The 16,424-nt window shown below is 32.6% G+C and carries 13 protein-coding genes; 4 read left to right on the plus strand and 9 right to left on the minus strand.

The features are described 5' to 3' along the window. Nucleotides 1–166 precede the first annotated feature (166 nt). The 3 genes from AAGD53_RS04365 to AAGD53_RS04375 are packed head-to-tail and all read right to left on the minus strand — an operon-like array spanning nt 167 to nt 4,566. Nucleotides 167–3,547: a PD-(D/E)XK nuclease family protein gene (locus tag AAGD53_RS04365; protein WP_341762334.1), complete on the minus strand. Its 3,381-nt coding sequence runs from the start codon at nt 3,545–3,547 to the stop codon at nt 167–169. Between the two features lie 12 nt (nt 3,548–3,559). Beyond that, nucleotides 3,560–3,976 carry a DedA family protein gene (locus tag AAGD53_RS04370; RefSeq protein WP_341762335.1) on the minus strand — a complete coding sequence of 139 codons (417 nt, stop codon included), beginning with the start codon at nt 3,974–3,976 and terminating at the stop codon, nt 3,560–3,562. Next, nucleotides 3,976–4,566, minus strand: coding sequence for a hypothetical protein (locus AAGD53_RS04375; RefSeq protein WP_341762336.1), 591 nt, complete (start codon nt 4,564–4,566; stop codon nt 3,976–3,978). The genes AAGD53_RS04370 and AAGD53_RS04375 overlap by 1 nt, the downstream gene beginning before the upstream one ends. A 153-nt stretch (nt 4,567–4,719) precedes the next feature. Between AAGD53_RS04375 and AAGD53_RS04380 the strand changes: the two genes are divergently transcribed. Continuing rightward, nucleotides 4,720–5,997, plus strand: coding sequence for an MFS transporter (locus AAGD53_RS04380; RefSeq protein WP_341762337.1), 1,278 nt, complete (start codon nt 4,720–4,722; stop codon nt 5,995–5,997). 94 nt (nt 5,998–6,091) lie between these two features. After that, nucleotides 6,092–8,761 carry a DNA polymerase I gene (gene polA / locus AAGD53_RS04385; RefSeq protein WP_341762338.1) on the plus strand — a complete coding sequence of 890 codons (2,670 nt, stop codon included), beginning with the start codon at nt 6,092–6,094 and terminating at the stop codon, nt 8,759–8,761. Nucleotides 8,762–8,764: 3 nt separating this feature from the next. On the opposite strand, the gene AAGD53_RS04390 is transcribed toward polA, so the two are convergent. From AAGD53_RS04390 to AAGD53_RS04415, 6 genes are all read right to left on the minus strand, one after another. After that, nucleotides 8,765–9,535, minus strand: a complete 771-nt coding sequence (locus AAGD53_RS04390) for a GNAT family N-acetyltransferase (RefSeq protein WP_341762339.1) — start codon at nt 9,533–9,535, stop codon at nt 8,765–8,767. A gap of 579 nt (nt 9,536–10,114) precedes the next feature. Further along, a complete protein-coding gene (locus AAGD53_RS04395; protein ID WP_375332987.1) occupies nt 10,115–11,818 on the minus strand; it encodes a peptidoglycan D,D-transpeptidase FtsI family protein in 1,704 nt (567 codons plus the stop codon). A 13-nt stretch (nt 11,819–11,831) separates the two neighbouring features. Further along, nucleotides 11,832–12,014 carry a palindromic element RPE1 domain-containing protein gene (locus tag AAGD53_RS04400; protein WP_341762340.1) on the minus strand — a complete coding sequence of 61 codons (183 nt, stop codon included), beginning with the start codon at nt 12,012–12,014 and terminating at the stop codon, nt 11,832–11,834. A gap of 253 nt (nt 12,015–12,267) precedes the next feature. Further along, a complete protein-coding gene (locus AAGD53_RS04405; RefSeq protein WP_341761203.1) occupies nt 12,268–12,681 on the minus strand; it encodes a hypothetical protein in 414 nt (137 codons plus the stop codon). Continuing rightward, complete coding sequence (gene rsmH, locus AAGD53_RS04410; RefSeq protein WP_341762341.1) at nt 12,671–13,621, minus strand: 16S rRNA (cytosine(1402)-N(4))-methyltransferase RsmH; 951 nt, start codon at nt 13,619–13,621, stop codon at nt 12,671–12,673. The genes AAGD53_RS04405 and rsmH overlap by 11 nt, the downstream gene beginning before the upstream one ends. Continuing rightward, nucleotides 13,618–14,079, minus strand: a complete 462-nt coding sequence (locus tag AAGD53_RS04415) for a division/cell wall cluster transcriptional repressor MraZ (RefSeq protein WP_341761205.1) — start codon at nt 14,077–14,079, stop codon at nt 13,618–13,620. Before AAGD53_RS04415 ends, rsmH begins: the two co-directional genes overlap by 4 nt. 357 nt (nt 14,080–14,436) lie before the next feature. Between AAGD53_RS04415 and AAGD53_RS04420 the strand changes: the two genes are divergently transcribed. Both AAGD53_RS04420 and AAGD53_RS04425 read left to right on the plus strand, forming a co-directional pair. Then, the gene (locus tag AAGD53_RS04420) at nt 14,437–14,889 is read left to right on the plus strand and encodes a hypothetical protein (RefSeq protein WP_341755037.1); all 453 of its coding nucleotides are present in this window, start codon (nt 14,437–14,439) and stop codon (nt 14,887–14,889) included. A 75-nt stretch (nt 14,890–14,964) separates the two neighbouring features. Further along, entirely contained in the window at nt 14,965–16,155 is a 1,191-nt protein-coding gene (locus AAGD53_RS04425; RefSeq protein WP_341762342.1) for a fatty acid desaturase, read from the plus strand. The last annotated feature ends 269 nt before the right edge of the window (nt 16,156–16,424 follow it).

The following is a 16,424-nucleotide window of genomic DNA, read 5'->3' on the forward strand; positions in this document are numbered from 1 at the left end:
CTAGGGTGTTATGCCACAACTGTTGAAAGTTTACAAATACCTATACCACAGCGTCTATTAGCGAGCGTAAGCGAAGCAATCTAGGAAACAATCTATAGATAAATGATGTTACTGGATTGCTTCGTCGGCCTTACAGCCTCCTCGCAATGACGCCGAGCTATTTTCTTCATAAATCTCTCCTTGCCAAATGTGCATAGTCGTCATACTTTAGTAAATCAATATCATATGGAAAGTTTTTATTCGTTACATAATATTCTAGTACTCGCATCATCCCCTGTTTATGACGCTCTAAGTCTTCTTTCGTTAAGTCTATTTCCAAAGTTTGGATTATTGGTTTCGAGCTAGAAATTTTTACATAAGTAACCTGTTTAACGCTATGAACTTTTATATAGTCAATTGATGAGAAGTTGGTGACGTCGTCACTCGTCGCTCGCCTATTACATATAGGCGTCGCTCCATCGCTCCTAGCACCAAATCCTCCTGAATTGACTATAGCAAAACCACCTTCCTGTAACATTAAACCTCCAATGATTAGCTGCGGAGATAATCCGGCTTCTACATCTTTTTTACTCGGTAAGCTACCAGTCTTATAATCGATAATGACAGCTGCCCCAAGCTCATCTACCTCAATTCTATCAGCAACTCCAATTATTGTTAATTCTTGCCCTCCAATATTTAACGAAATTTCTCCTCTACATTCTGAGTAAATATATTGGAAATCACTTCTGCGTTTTTCATCAAACTCAATAAAAGACTCAGCAATAGGAATAAATTTTATTTGCCAAATCTTTTGTGTATAGGTTGGTAGAATAGTATTCTGTAAAACATTATTACTAATCTCCAATATTAATCCAATTTTGTTATTTTCTAACTTATCATAATTTTTAGAATATTGTTCTAAGACCTTATGAACAAAACTACCAAATTCAGATATTTTAGGCTCCTGCCCTATCATATCCTTGCTTCTCAAATTCAAAATCTTCTTAGCATAGAAACTATAAGGATTCCGTACTAATATTTCTATATCAGTAACTGATATCACTTCAGGAAAAATTGGACTATATACATAACCACTATGATTATGGCTAACCCAATTAGTATTTTTGACGTCATTGCTAAGCACTGTTGTAAGGCTTAAATCGTCATTGCGAGCGAACGTACGTGAGCGTGGCAATCCATGAAGTTTGTCATATGGATTGCTTCGTCGACCTACGGTCTCCTCGCTAATAGACGATTTTTTAACTTTCAACAGTTGTGGAGCGAAGCCCGAACGAAGCAATCCATTTCTATTCACTTCCCTAGATTGCTTCGTCGCTACTAAAGTAGCTCCTCGCAATGACGAACTAATGTTAGTCGGATTAGCTATAATTGACTCAACCATATTAACATTAGATATCTTTTGAAACTCTACTTCTGCTGGTAATTTGTACGTCGTTCCGGTACTCAAATCCTCACGTACGCTTGCCGTACTGCTTGCGGTTTTGCGTTCCGTGACTCCTTCAAATTCCTCAGCACAAGCGAGTTTCGAAAGATATCTATTATTTGGTACATCCACTAAGTTATTTTCTGATAAATATGTTAAATAATTTTCTGAAATCAAACTTTTCTGTAAAATAAATTGCAATTTTAGTAATAAATTTGATGGTAATAAACCTGATTTACCATCTTGTCTTTTTGCTCTAGTAATTATCACTTGAGCATTATGCAGAAATAAATAGAAATAATATTGATGTATGGTAGATCCAGTAGCAATATGTAATTTTTTAAGCGTCTGCTCATTAATCCACTGATTTATAGCTGATGACGAAGCTAAGCTCCCTTGATTAAAGTCGGATAAAATTACTAGGTCAAATTTAAGTAACATTAAATCTTCAGCTTTACCAATAATTATATTTTTAGAATAATTATTATGTGCAAAATACTTACAACTAAACATTAAAGATTTAAGTAACTCTGGAAAGCATTTTTTATTACTTAATGTTAGATTACAATTATCTTTGATTAAGCTAGATAAAAAAGTTGATAGTTCAGTAGCAGGCTGTTCATACCAAATATTTGGATAAAGTTTTTCAGCAATCTTAATCGAGGATTTTAATATTTTAACAAAACTACTACCACTATTTGTATAAAGTAAGTCTATTAGTTTCTTACACCACTTTATTAATGCATCATCATTGGTTTTTTCTACTAAAGACAGCATCTGACTAGGCTGCCGTATGAAACGGTTCTTGCCGCTCATTAATAGTTCTAATTTTGGTACTAATTTACAATTAATAAAAGGATTCTTTAATAGTAAGAATAACTTTTTTATATCAAAATCATTACATAATATTTCACTAACAGAAATTATTAGAGAACTAACTAGCGTTTTTGTTAAATTATCACCTAGTAAATCTTGAAATTCTAAAGAATATTTGGTCAAAAAATTACAGTAAAAACTCTTGCTTGTTTGATTATTAATAATAATAGCTATCTTCTTATCACTATACTGTTTGCAGATCAGGCTTATTTGTTCTGCTTCTTGAAAAATATCCTCAAGCTCAAAATATTTTATGCAATCTATAGACTCGCTAGTTTTTAAATCTTTATAGTCAATTGATGAGAATTTTGTAACGTCGTCTTCGATCACTCGCCTATTATCTATAGGCTTCGCTCCATCGTACCTGCTATCTAATTCTCCTGAATTAACTATATCCTCAAAAATTATCTGATCTAGAATAGAATGATGTTGTTGCTCATTACCTAAAGGCTGAAAATCTGATAAATCTTTATTTAGAGTTGTCAGTAATTTTTTTAGGCTATATAAACAATCTTCTTCATGCTTATCATATTCTAATAGAGGTCTATTACTAATAGGCGGTAAAATTATAAAACCACACGGCGAATTAGCAATATTCTTTAAGAAATTCCATGATATAAGATTGTGACCTATGATGCCCGCTACTATTAAATTGGTATCAGCTCTTTTCAACCTTGCTATCTCTGCTTCCATCATAGTTATTTGATAATTTACACGATCTAGCAATCCGAACAATTCTATCTGTTTTTTCCATTGATGATGGGTATATTTAAGAAATTCATAAATAACATTCCAATGTTTTGATGGATTCATTTTTTCTATTTCATTTACAGAATCTATCGATAAATTATTACAAGCTAGCTGATAAAATAACTCAGCTATTGTTGAACAAAACTGTAGAGATTGTGTTATACTAAATTGTAGCTTAGGGTAATTATGGATGATTTCTGCTAATATAATTCTCTCTTGCAAAAACGTTATAGGCTCTAGCGTTATAGGTTCTAGATTTTCTGATGTAATACCAAATATTTCCTCACCTTCAGCCATAATATTGGAAAAAGGGATAATATTCGGTAAAATCGCAATATTTTGCTTCTTAATCAAAATATTTTGTAAATTTAAACAAGCAAAGCCACTCGGCAATATAATTTTAAGATTGCTAATAGATTCTTTAGCAAAATTATCTAGAATAAAATCAGCTACTATATCCAAAAACGATGAAGACGGGTTGACTCTATAAAGGTTCATTAAATTCCCTAATTATATCATACAAATATAATAACATAACTTGACAGCACCACTAATAGCTAAAACTCTTAAAAATCTTGTTTTAGTAAAACCGGCAATTAAAGGAATAAACTTGCCCCATAACGGTATTATCGTAAACCAAAGTATAAATATGTTATATTTTAAAAAAAATTGGGAAAATGATTGGTGGTTAGTATGAACCTGTTCATTTTTAGAATAATAAAAAATTTTCAATAATATCAAACCAAAGAAATAATTTATACTAGTAGCAAATAATGAAGCAATGGTGGCGACAGTAACTATTATTAAATTATTATAAACACCAAATATCCTCATAGAATGAACGATTAATTCACTATCTAAACTTATAACTAAATTACCTACTAAACTATCAATAAATAATAACGAATATGCCTCAAACTGATCCATCACTCAAACTGGTTACAAACCACACCTTCAAATATAGCAGGTACTTCTCCTAATAATTGAGACACCTCATCTTCTATTATAGGATGAGTAGCTATGAAATTGTTTAAACTCTCTATTCCTTTCTTAATTTTTTCATAATTGTCTTTATGTTCTTGATTTGGTGAATTATGAAATTTTTCAACTAACTTATCTATTTCTACAACCTCTTTAAAAGACTTAATGAGAGAAAAACCATTATTTTTTTCCTCATTGCAAAAATAATTTATATACTCTTCTACTTTCTCAGGTAACCTTAATATGAAGTCTGAAAATTTTTGTAACTGCAGGTTAGTAATTGCTGTAACAACTCTTCCAATAACATGAGGTGTTATTTCTTTTTCAAACAACTCACTTTGACTTGTTTTTAATACTTTAATAACGTCATTAGATGTGATAACTATTTTATAATCTTTATCAGTTTCATCTAATTGAGATTGTACAACTGACTTATCTTTATTCAAATCTTCATCCTTAAAAAATTCTTTATATCGAGCAAACCAAGACCCAAAAGCTGTTTTCTTTAATGTATCAAAATATATTCTTAATTGCATAAAACCCCTTAATTAAAGCATATCACCTTATAATATTATCTTAATCTCGATATAACAGCAATTATAAATTCAAAAATAATAAATTTGACAAAATATTATCGATACTATAATTTGCTACCTTAAAATACAATATATTATAATTTAAATTTTCCTGTGGACAAAGCTTTATCCTTAAAAAAACCACTTTTGCTATGGTCTCTTGCCACCCTGTTTTTTGCTTTTCAATTTATATTAAGACTCTCAACTGGAATTCTTAGAGAAGAAATTATACAAAAATTTGCCATTGATACCATAGCATTTGGTACGTTTGCTGGATATTATTATCTAGGTTATGCAGGAATGCAATTACCAATCGGCATAATGCTAGATAAATTTAATTTTAGGATTGTCACATTCTTATCTATCTTAGTTACCTCTCTTGGTACTCTAACTTTTGTTGCTAGCACTGATTTTAATTACTTACTCATTGGTAGATTTATGATCGGAGCTGGTTCTGCTGTAGGTTTTTTATCAGTAGCTAAGATTACTAGAAGCTCCTTCCCGGCTAAATATCATTCCTTAATGCTTGGATTCTCCTTTACCTTTGGCTTACTTGGAGCAGTATTTGGCATTACTCCAATGAAGCTATTATTTACACATTTTGGTTATGACGTAACTTTTAATAGTCTAGCTCTAGTTGGATTTATCATTGGACTAATGATTTTATTAGTAAAAACCGATGATATAAGAAGTAATTCTAATACTAGCGACTCCAAATCTTCAATATTGAAGCTCTTATTAAATCCTACTATTTTATTTATTGGAGTTTGTGGTGGTCTAATGGTAGGAGCATTAGAAGGTTTTGCTGATGTATGGGCTATTCCATTCTTCAAACAAGTTTATCAAATGAATGATATGGAAAGTAACTTGGTTACCTCATTCGTTTATATAGGTATGTGTTTTGGTGGTCCAATACTTGCACTTATTGCTAATTTATCAAAATCATCTAATTTTATAATAATAATGACTGGATTGCTAACGGTAGCAATTTTTACTATTCTATTATATTGTCCTTCATTAAATTTCTTTATTAGTAGTTCTCTAATGTTTTTATTAGGAGTTTTTTGTTGTTATCAAGTTCTAATTTTTACTGTTGTAGGTAACCTTGTTACAGATAAATCTGCTGGACTTGCTATTGCGATAGTCAATTGCATTAATATGTCATTCGGACATTTTTTCCATAAAATTATGAGTAATTTAATATCTTACAACTGGGATGGTCTACTAAGTGAATCAGCTGTACCTATTTATAGTCGCTTTGATTTTATTATGGCAATTTCTATAGTTCCAATTTGTTGCCTTATTGGAATCACCGGCTTTTACTACTTGTCCAAAAAGTCAAAAACTCAAATATCAATCAATAGGCTTGTGGAAAAGACTGTTTCAGCTTAAATAGTAATATTTTATAAAATATTACTAATAAAGCTTAGTGCAAATTATAATTGTTGTATACTACATAAACATAACCATTTGTCCTAATAACAAAATGACCAACGAAACAATTAACAAAAATACTTTATTAATAATTGATGGTTATGGATTTGTCTTCAGAGCATACCATGTTCAGTCACCATTAACTTCTCCGAGTGGCTTAGCTGTTGGAGCATTGTATGGTTTTACCTCCATGTTGTTAAAACTATTGAACGATTTTAAGCCAAAGCATGCTGTCATTATTTTTGATTCTGGTGGTAAGAATTTTCGTCACCAAATTTATGAGCAATATAAAGCAAATAGACCGCCTACACCAAAGGATTTGAATGATCAATTACCACTTATTCGTCTAGCAGCAAGTAGCCTAAATTTTCCAATAATTGAGAAAGCTGGTTGTGAAGCAGATGATATAATTGCCACTCTAGCCAATAAAGCAACTGCATTACAAGAAAATACTATTATTATCTCTTCTGATAAAGATTTAATGCAATTAATTAATTCGCATACTAAAATGTATGACCCTATAAAAGCAAAATACATATCTGAAGATGACGTGATAGAGAAATTTGGTGTAGGACCAAGTAAGCTCAGGGAAGTAATGGCTTTGATCGGTGATAAGTCAGATAATATACCAGGTGTTCCAAGCATTGGTCCTAAAACTGCTGCAACACTTATAAAACAGTTTGGTTCGTTAGCAGAACTTTTAAAGTCTCTCGATCAAATCAGTAACGATCGTCAAAGGGAAATCATTAACTCCTCAAAGGATCTAGCATTAATTTCCTGGCAACTAGTTGGTTTAGATTATAATGTTAATATAGACTTGGATTTTAGTTTATTGCAATATAGACCACCTGATAATAGGCAAATCTCTGACTTTCTAGCAGAATATGGTTTTAAATCTCTAAACAAACGAGTGGAAAATTTATTCCAAATACAAATTACCAATGAATCTTTGCCTATTAAGCAAGTCATAGTTCAGGAGATATCTTCTAAACAACAGCTTGACTCTGTGACGATTAAAGCTGAAGAGCATGGGGTTGTTAGTATTTATCTATCAGATCATCTAGGACAAAATCCTTCTATAATTTTATCGATTGATGATAAATGCTATAACATTAAATTTGTAGATAGAACCCCTAGCGATATGTCTGATTTACTTTCTGATGATTTTCGCCAAAACTATCTGCATCAATGGTTTATGCCTGATATTCTCAAATTGCTAAAAAATAAGTCTATTAAGAAAATCACTTATAAACTAAAATCATTATTAAAATTCTTTGTCGATAGTGAAATATACTCATGCGAAGATCTAGAACTAATGCAATATCTGATATCTGCCGGTAAACCTCAAAAAGACCCGTTTGATTCGGTGAAAAAGGATAATTTAGAAGCCATGGCAGAAATAATTACTGGCTTTAGTACTGATTATCAAAAACTATTGTTAGAGTTAAAGGATAATCATGCCTTAGCACTATATAGAGAAATTGATTTACCTTTATGTTATATAATAGATAAAATGGAGAAAGCTGGGATTAAAATCGATTCACAGTATCTTAAACAGCTATCAAGTGAATTTGGTAATGAAATTACTAAATTAGAGCAGGAAATTTTTACCATTACTGGTACAAAGTTTAACATTGCCTCGCCAAAGCAACTGGGAGAAATTTTGTTTGAGAAAATGCAACTACCCTTTGGTAAATTGTCATCAAAAGCTAAGTCTTATTCTACTAGTGCAGAAATACTTGAAAAAATTAGCGAGAGTGGTTTTGCTATTGCCGATTTATTATTAAAATGGCGTCATTTAACTAAATTAAAAAATACTTATACGGATAGCTTACCCCTGCAAGTAAATCCAATAACTAATAGGGTACATACCACATTTTTGCAAACTTCAACTAGCACTGGTAGGCTTAGTTCTCAAGATCCAAACTTACAGAATGTACCAATTCGCTCGAAAGAAGGCAACAGAATCAGAGCAGCTTTTATTGCAGAATATGGGCATAAATTAATTTCAGCTGACTATTCACAAATTGAACTCCGAATCTTAAGTAGCATGGCAGATATACCCTCCTTAAAGCAAGCTTTTGTTAATGGTGAGGATATACATAGTAAAACGGCTTGTAATATATTTAAAATTACCGAAAAAGATTTAACACTAGAACATAGGCGTAAAGCAAAAGCCATAAATTTTGGTATTATTTATGGTATCAGTAGCTTTGGACTAGCAAAACAGTTAAATATTAGCTCTGCACAAGCAGCAGAATACATAAAAAAATATTTTGAAGAATACCCGGAAATTCAAAAATATATGGAATATATAAAAAACTATGCCAAGGAACATGGTTATGTCCTAAACCTATTCGGGCGGAAATGTTTTATTCCCTTAATCCATGATAAAAAACACTCCCTACAGCAATTTGCCGAAAGGGCAGCAATCAACGCTCCAATTCAAGGAACTAGTGCAGACATTATAAAAGTGGCAATGATTGATCTTGACCGTAAGATACGGAAATTAAAATTAAGAACCAAACTAATTCTACAAATCCATGACGAGTTACTTTTTGAGTCTCCTATTGATGAAATAGAAATAGCCACTCACCTAATCAAAACCACTATGGAAAACTCACCTAAATTAGCCATTCCACTTATTGTTGAAACCAAGGTAGGAGATGATTGGCTAAATACACATATTTATATTAAAACTAAAAATCCATATGTCAAATAGTCATTATTCCCATTCCAAAATTACTTTTGTATCACCAGCTAAAGGTGCGTCTAGTACAGTATCATAGTGTAATTCAAATTCATACCTATCACCTTCATGCTTATATGATTCACCAACTAGTTTAAAAGCTAAATTTTCTAGTATTTTTTTAGAGGCGGTATTAGTTTTTAGCGTTGTAGCCTGAACTGTAGTAAAAATTTCACCTCCAACAAATTTTACTGATTTTTCGTCATAAGTTTTATTTACATAATCTTGTTTTTTTGCTAATTCTTTACCATATCCCAAAATTAATGCACCAACATTCTCATATCCTACATGTTGTTTTGCAGCAGCAGCACCTCTATGATATTCTTTATTGAACAAATAAGCAATTTCCCCTACGTGTTCTTTAGAACCATTACCTATCACTTCATATCCAACAACTACATCGTTAGATTTGTCTGTAACTAAAAAGGCAGCAAATGGATAACCATTGTTCCATCGAAAACTTTGTTCGTTAATTCTTTTTGCAAATTCTTCTTGAGTACTGACTTTTCCTGTTGCATATTGTGACATTACAGCAGGATCTGCAAATGTAACGTTAAATAATTGTTTAATTTGATCCGAGAAATTTACAAAATCCTTTTCTGTAGTGTATAATGATTCAGCACGAAATCTATCTGTATATATATAACTTTTTAATATACCATCTTCATTCTCTTCACCAATGGCTACATTGAATTTACCACAAATTCTTTCATAATATGTAAGTGCATCTTGTAAAGTATTAATCATAGTACCCTATATTTTTCTATAATCGTCATCGCGAGGCATCTTTAGATGCCGTGGCGATCCAGTAAACAGCGAAACTGTTTTTTTAGAGTAACGCTTCGCGTATCCTAGATTGCCGCGTCGCCGCTTTCAGCGACTCCTCGCAATGACGCTCGGAAGGTCTCTTAACAGCAGCGGCATAAAAAATGTAGGGTACTATGAGTATTAATTTGCTTAAACATTGTTACCAAATAAATATTGCTCTTGCGAAACTCTGCTTCTGCAAGGCAGTTTAAAAGTCACACCCTAAAATTGCAAAAGACTCAAATAATTCTTGGGTGAGTATAAATTCAACATCACAAACGTCATTGCGAGCACAGCGAAGCAATCCAAAAAAATAATCTATAAACAAACCATGTTATGGATTGCTTCGTCGGCTTTAGGAAGCCTCCTCGCAATGACGTTTGCAGCTGTGCTTACATAATTTTCAACCTTAAACTGCCCTGATTCCTTGGTTATACACTAACAAGAGACATTTAGCAAAGAAAAAATATTATCAGTTGGAATATGGTTTAGATAGTTGATACTACTGTAGAAAAAATATCACAACCCTTCCCCTTTTTCAACTGGCTCTATTCCATATAGTGATACCATTCGCTCAAGGACTCTTCCAACAGTAGGAGCTGCAGTCCAGCCAGCAGTAGCAAAGCCAAAGGATTCTTTTGTTCCTTTTGGTTCATCAAACATTATAAAAATAATATATTGGGGATCAATGGCTGGTAATAAACCTAAAAATGATGACATTCTGCTATTCTTAAGATATTTTTTCTTGCCATGCCCATCTGAAGTTAATTTTTCAGCAGTACCAGTTTTACCACCGACAAGATATCCTTTAACATCGGCTCTACGTCCTGTCCCTTCTTTTACCACCAAACGAAATAACTCACTCATTTGTTTAGAGGTTTTCTCACTAAAAACACGCGTGCCAACAAGACGCTCATCGTGCCTTTTGATTAGAGTCAGATCATATAATATCCCTCCATTTACTATTGGCAATACTGCTTGCATAAAGTGTAAAGGACTAATTGAAATGCCATAACCATAGGCCATGACAGCAGTAGTAAGATCACTCCACCTCTTGTCAGATGGAAACAAAGGAGTACCTCTCTCTGGTAACTCAATTTTAAGCTGATCTAGTAAACCTAATTTCTTTAAATAGTTTTTAAAATCATTCTTCCCAACTTCAAGCATAATCTGGCTAACACCAATATTTGATGAATGCAAGAAAATTTCTGGAACACTGTGCCACCCCTGCCTTGGATGATAATCTTTTATATTAAATCCCCCTACCTTCATATAACTAATATCATAAGCATCGTTCATTGCTATAGAATCAGTATCAAAAGCTACGGCCATAGTCAAAGTTTTAAATACAGACCCCATCTCATAAATACCAAGACTTGCCATATTAAATAGTTCTTCTGGCTTTGCTCTACTAGGATAATGTGGATTAAAATCCGGCTTACTAACAATAGCTAAAATCTCACCATTATTAGGGTTGACAATTATTCCCACCGCTCCTATTGCACTAAACTCCTTTAATGTCCTATCTATTTCTTCACTTAGGATATTTTGTAATCTTACGTCTATAGATAGTTCAAGAGGTTTTTTAAGTTGATCCGGCTGTATAAAGTCAGAATTAGTTAGAAACTTATCATAGGTTCTTTCTAATCCAGCAAGACCAACCAAATCCCTACCCACATATCCTATAATATGTGACAATAAATTGGAAAAAGTATAGATTCTTTTTTGTTCTTGTTCAAAACTAAAACCTGGCATTCCCAAATTTGATATCGCTTCTTGCTCTTTTGGCAATAAATCCCTTTTGATCCATACGAAACTTTTGTTACTTTGTAGCTCTGCAAGTAACTTCATTTTATCAATCTCAGGCAATATCTTGGATAATCTTTCTAAACATTGCGAAGGATTAATTACTTTCTGTGGATTGACAAACAATGAGGAGGAAGGTAAATTTACTGCTAATAAGTTACCATTACGATCTACTATCTCTTTCCTAAAGTCACTATTTTTTACTTGATATTCTGGCTTAACATAGCCATTGGTCGCAACAATTATTAAGCGATATGATAGACCACAAAAAAACATAGCAAAACAACAGCTGACTATTAATAATCTGATTTTGGTATTGTTAGCACCTACATCCCATAAAATAATACTACCAAAATTTTTCTTCATCTTAGTTAGAGTATTTTTTAGAAATACCAATAAAAATATATCGTTACCCATCTACATACTACTGCTAATGGCTTATTAGTATGTTATTCTGCGAAAGTAGCGTATCTATAATAGACCTCTTGTGCAATTCTACTTCTGCTGGTAATTTGGATGTCGATCCGATACTCGAATCCTCACGTACATTTGAGTACGCTGCGGTTCTGCGTTCCGTGTCTCCTACAAATTCCCTAGCACAAGCGAATTTCACAAGAGGTCTAATACTGAATAGTCTTTCAAGGTATTTTTTTAGATCCCACACCGAATCAGGATATACTGCTCGTAAATGAAGAGTTGGTAGACGAAGATCAAAATCATGAAGTGCTAGGAGTCGAAGGGTCGAGGAGCGGAGCGTACATTTAGTACGTGAGCACCGAAGATCCCTAAAGACGACAACGCAATTCTTGATTTTCATCGAGTATAACATCTTTTTTTCCATGTAAGTACCATACTAATGTTGATTTTCATCGAATATATTCTGTTTTTTTAGTTGAAACAGTTTGTATGTATTTATTATTAGCAATTGTTTTATAACGCCATTTAGTGTTGGTTTTACTAGAATACGAGCCACTTACTTCATTAGCCTTTGCATATTTTTTACTCTCATTAAGTGCTAAAGGGTCACTAATCATTTGCTTAACCTTAATAGTATCTAATTGTAAATAAAGTGATGATAATTTTCTTAGTCTAGCTGGAGAAATAAGGTATGATTGTTCGACTTTTAACACGTGAATCATGTTTTTCTCATCAGTTAGTTGTTTTGAAACTTCCCCAAGCTGATAATGCAAACTAATGACCTTATCTTTGACTCTAAATAAGCCATAAATAGAAAGAATTATAGTACCTACCACTATATAGCTAAATACTCTAACTACCATATATATTACCTATTTTCTGTCCAGCCCTCAACTTTGCAGACCTTGCTCTTGGATTAAGTGCAACTTCTTTAGGCGATGGACATAATGGTTTTTTTGTAAGAATTTTAAGCCATTCTTTAGAACTTTCTTCAGACGAAATCTTTACACTGTATTTAGACCTAGCAACTACCTTAGCAGAATTTGCTTTTAAAAAATTCTTAACAATTCGATCTTCTAATGAATGAAATGAAACAATTACTAGTCGACCATTTGGTGCTAAAATATTCTTGCAATTATCTAGAAATCTTGCTAATTGACCCAGTTCATCATTGATATGAATACGAATTGCTTGAAAAGTCTTAGTAGCAGAATCAATTTTACCTTTTCTAAAACCTATACTACTACGAACAATATGGGCAAATTTTGCTGTATTGGTAATAGGCTCTAATAACCTGTGTTCTATAATCTTTTTAGCGATTCTTCGAGAATAAGATTCATCACCATATTTATAAATTACATCTGCTATTTCTTGTTCATCAGCCTCATTTATAAAATCTGCAGCACTATATCCCGTATTGCTCATCCTCATATCAAGTGGACCATCATGGGTAAATGAAAAACCCCTATCTCTAGAATCAAGTTGCATAGAAGAAACCCCTAAATCCATAACTATCCCATCAAATTTCAACGAACCTAATTTTGAAAAACTTTCAGCGAAACCTGTCTGAATAAAGTTCACTCTGCTAGCATAATCGTTTACCAATTGATTAGCATAAGTTCTAACATATGGATCACAATCAATTGCTACTAACTGACAATTACAAGAATCTAATATCATCCTGCTATAACCACCAAAACCAAAAGTGCAATCTAAATAACTTCCTCCATCTTTAGGACATAAGACTTCTTTAACTTCATTCAACATAACCGGCGTATGAGATGATGCGAACTCTTGTATCATACTACTATATCCTTAATGTTTTTCAGTGTTAAACGGTTACTTTGAGCAATTTGCCGAGCTGAAGAAAGATACGTTTCAAAATTTTGTGGCTGCCAAATTTCAAAGACCAATCCCTTCCCTACAAAGCAAGCTTGATCTGATATACCAGCGTGATCTATTAAAGATTTAGGTAGAATCACCCTCCCCTCACTATCAAAGCTAAGCTGGATAGCTTCACCAAGAATGATTGTTTCGAAAGCATCTCGCTCCTCAGAATAGGGATCTAAGGTTTGGATTATTTGACTTAGCTCCTCAAGCCTCTTCAAACTACAACCTTCAATGCACTTATTTCTAAAAGAAGGATAGGCAATAATCCCATTAAACGACTGACTAGACAAAGCTAATCTATAGCTGGCAGGTATCGAAACCCGACCTTTCTTATCAATATTGTTTATATATTTTGATAAAAAAATATTCATTTACCCTTTACCTTTCAATAATTACCACATGGGGTATCAGATCCCAGCCTACGCTGGGATGACAGCAAAATTGCTTAAATATTATCCCATAATTAAGTTATAACTAATTTTTGGTTATAATTGGGATAATTTGGGATTATATGGAATTTTTAGGATATTGTACTATAATTATAGAGTCAAGAAGGTTTTAAACAGTTGATAAACAAATTATAAATTTTTATCTATTGTGACTTATTTGACGTATATATGTGATTCAAAGAATTAATAAAAAAATATTAAAAAAAAGTGGATGACGAGTATTAGTGCAGAGAAAAACTTTACTATAATTATATTATACTAAAACTTAATGAGCATTTTATGATTACACTACTTGCTTCAATAACGGGCTTTATTAGCTCAATTATTCCGGAGATTTTAAAAATTCTAAAGGATCAAAATGATAAAAAACATGCACTTAATCTTTTAGATCGACAAATTGAAATCAATAAACTAGGACATACAAAGCTACTAACAGAACTTGATGCTTCAAAAGACATTGCTGAAAATAATACTTTATATTCAACATATAAATCAGGCGTTAATTGGGTTGACGCGTTGAATGGGTCAGTTCGCCCTGTCCTTGCCTATAGTTTTTTTATTATGTATGCCTACATCAAATATGTACAATATAGAACCATACAGAGTACGGCGATCCTCGTAGAATATCTTGATGTTTTATGGAATATAGACGATCAGGCTATTTTTGCCGGTATTATTAGTTTCTATTTCGGACAACGGATGTTTAACAAATTATGGAAACGTAAAATGTAATATTGCAATATGTTGCAATATGTTATATTGTAGCTATGGAGTTAAGAACATTTAATTTATTTAAAGATTAGATATATGCTAAAAAGAATTTCGTGGCTTGCTTTTTTTGTGCTTATCATATACCCAATTTTACTTGCATTTTTGGTTATAAAATATCACATTAGCCACAAGATAGGTATATTCGAAATAGGTTTGCTGATAGCCGGTTATTATGGTTCTAATATTACTGTTGGTGTTGGTTTGCATAGGCTTTGGTCACATCATGCCTTTAAAACAAATACAGCGGTGGAGTTTATTCTTGTTATAATGTCAGCTGCTACTTTACAAGGACCAGCCTTGTCTTGGGCCTCAAATCATTATAAGCACCATAGTTATACTGATAAAGATCAAGATCCGCATAGCCCATCAAAGTTTGACAATAAAATCTTGGGATTTTTATGGTCACATATTGGATGGATGATCATTGATGGAAGTTATAAGTCAATTGACCGGATTACTATGGTTAAACTTGGTAAAAATAAATTGCTAAGATGGCAATTAAAATATTATTGGCAAATTGCTGCGTTTATGAATATTGTATTTCCAGCATTAATAGGTTACTTAATAGGTGGTACTATCAATTCTGCATATGCTGGTTTCCTGTTTATTGGTATGGGGAGAGCATTGCAACAACAGGCAACTTTTTGTGTCAATTCTCTATGCCATTTCGTTGGTAGTAAACAATATTATAAAGGTACTGCAGGAGATATTTGGTGGATGGCTTTGTTCTTATTAGGTGAAAACTGGCATAATTTCCACCATGCCTTCCCATCAGATTATCGCAATGGTGCTAAGTGGTATCATTTTGATGTCCATAAATGGATAATATACGTAATGAGCAAACTTGGACTAGCTTGGAATTTAGAAGTTACTTCCAAAATCAGAATACAAGCCAAGATAAATGAGACTAGTAAATACCTAATAGAGGGACGCAAACAACAATTAAATTTACTGCAAGATAAAATTAATCAACTGGTAGAACATGTGTATGTAAAGCTTAATGAGCTTGAGAATTCTTCTATATCTATTAAAGCTCAATTAAAAAAATCTTTTATGGAAATTCAGGAATCACTAAAGAAGCTTGCTGAACAACTACATTCATCAATTCAGTTAACTGAAAAGTCATCAGAAAGATTACTAAAAATTGCTAGTAAAAAAATTAAAGATCGAGAAATGGCAATTTATAGATTATATAACGAGCTAGATAGAAAGTATATTAGGAACTAATATATATACTCAAATGATTCGGAGAATGGGGACAACAAACAAGAGGTGAGCAGGAGTACCGCTAGAATCTTGGATAATGACGACGCAATTCTTGATTTTCTATTCTAGAGTATATAAAAAATTATAGCAATTTTGGGTATCCAGCCCACAACTGTTGAAAGTTAAAATCGTCTATTAGCGAAGTGCTGTTGTAAGGCTTAAACCGTCTATTAGCGAGCGAACGTATGTGAGCGTGGCAATCCATGAAGCTTGTCATATAGATTGCTTCG

The organism is Candidatus Tisiphia endosymbiont of Melanophora roralis, from assembly GCF_964026575.1.
In the GTDB taxonomy this organism is placed as follows: Bacteria; Pseudomonadota; Alphaproteobacteria; order Rickettsiales; family Rickettsiaceae; genus Tisiphia.

Bases quoted from the DNA above. Each gene is read 5' to 3' on its own strand.
- AAGD53_RS04365 (WP_341762334.1), bottom strand. From the start codon at position 3,547: ATGAACCTTTATAGAGTCAACCCGTCTTCATCGTTTTTGGATATAGTA.
- AAGD53_RS04370 (WP_341762335.1), bottom strand. From the start codon at position 3,976: ATGGATCAGTTTGAGGCATATTCGTTATTATTTATTGATAGTTTAGTA.
- AAGD53_RS04375 (WP_341762336.1), bottom strand. From the start codon at position 4,566: ATGCAATTAAGAATATATTTTGATACATTAAAGAAAACAGCTTTTGGG.
- polA (WP_341762338.1), top strand. From the start codon at position 6,092: ATGACCAACGAAACAATTAACAAAAATACTTTATTAATAATTGATGGT.
- AAGD53_RS04390 (WP_341762339.1), bottom strand. From the start codon at position 9,535: ATGATTAATACTTTACAAGATGCACTTACATATTATGAAAGAATTTGT.
- AAGD53_RS04395 (WP_375332987.1), bottom strand. From the start codon at position 11,818: ATGGGTAACGATATATTTTTATTGGTATTTCTAAAAAATACTCTAACT.
- AAGD53_RS04405 (WP_341761203.1), bottom strand. From the start codon at position 12,681: ATGGTAGTTAGAGTATTTAGCTATATAGTGGTAGGTACTATAATTCTT.
- rsmH (WP_341762341.1), bottom strand. From the start codon at position 13,621: ATGATACAAGAGTTCGCATCATCTCATACGCCGGTTATGTTGAATGAA.
- AAGD53_RS04415 (WP_341761205.1), bottom strand. From the start codon at position 14,079: ATGAATATTTTTTTATCAAAATATATAAACAATATTGATAAGAAAGGT.
- AAGD53_RS04420 (WP_341755037.1), top strand. From the start codon at position 14,437: ATGATTACACTACTTGCTTCAATAACGGGCTTTATTAGCTCAATTATT.
- AAGD53_RS04425 (WP_341762342.1), top strand. From the start codon at position 14,965: ATGCTAAAAAGAATTTCGTGGCTTGCTTTTTTTGTGCTTATCATATAC.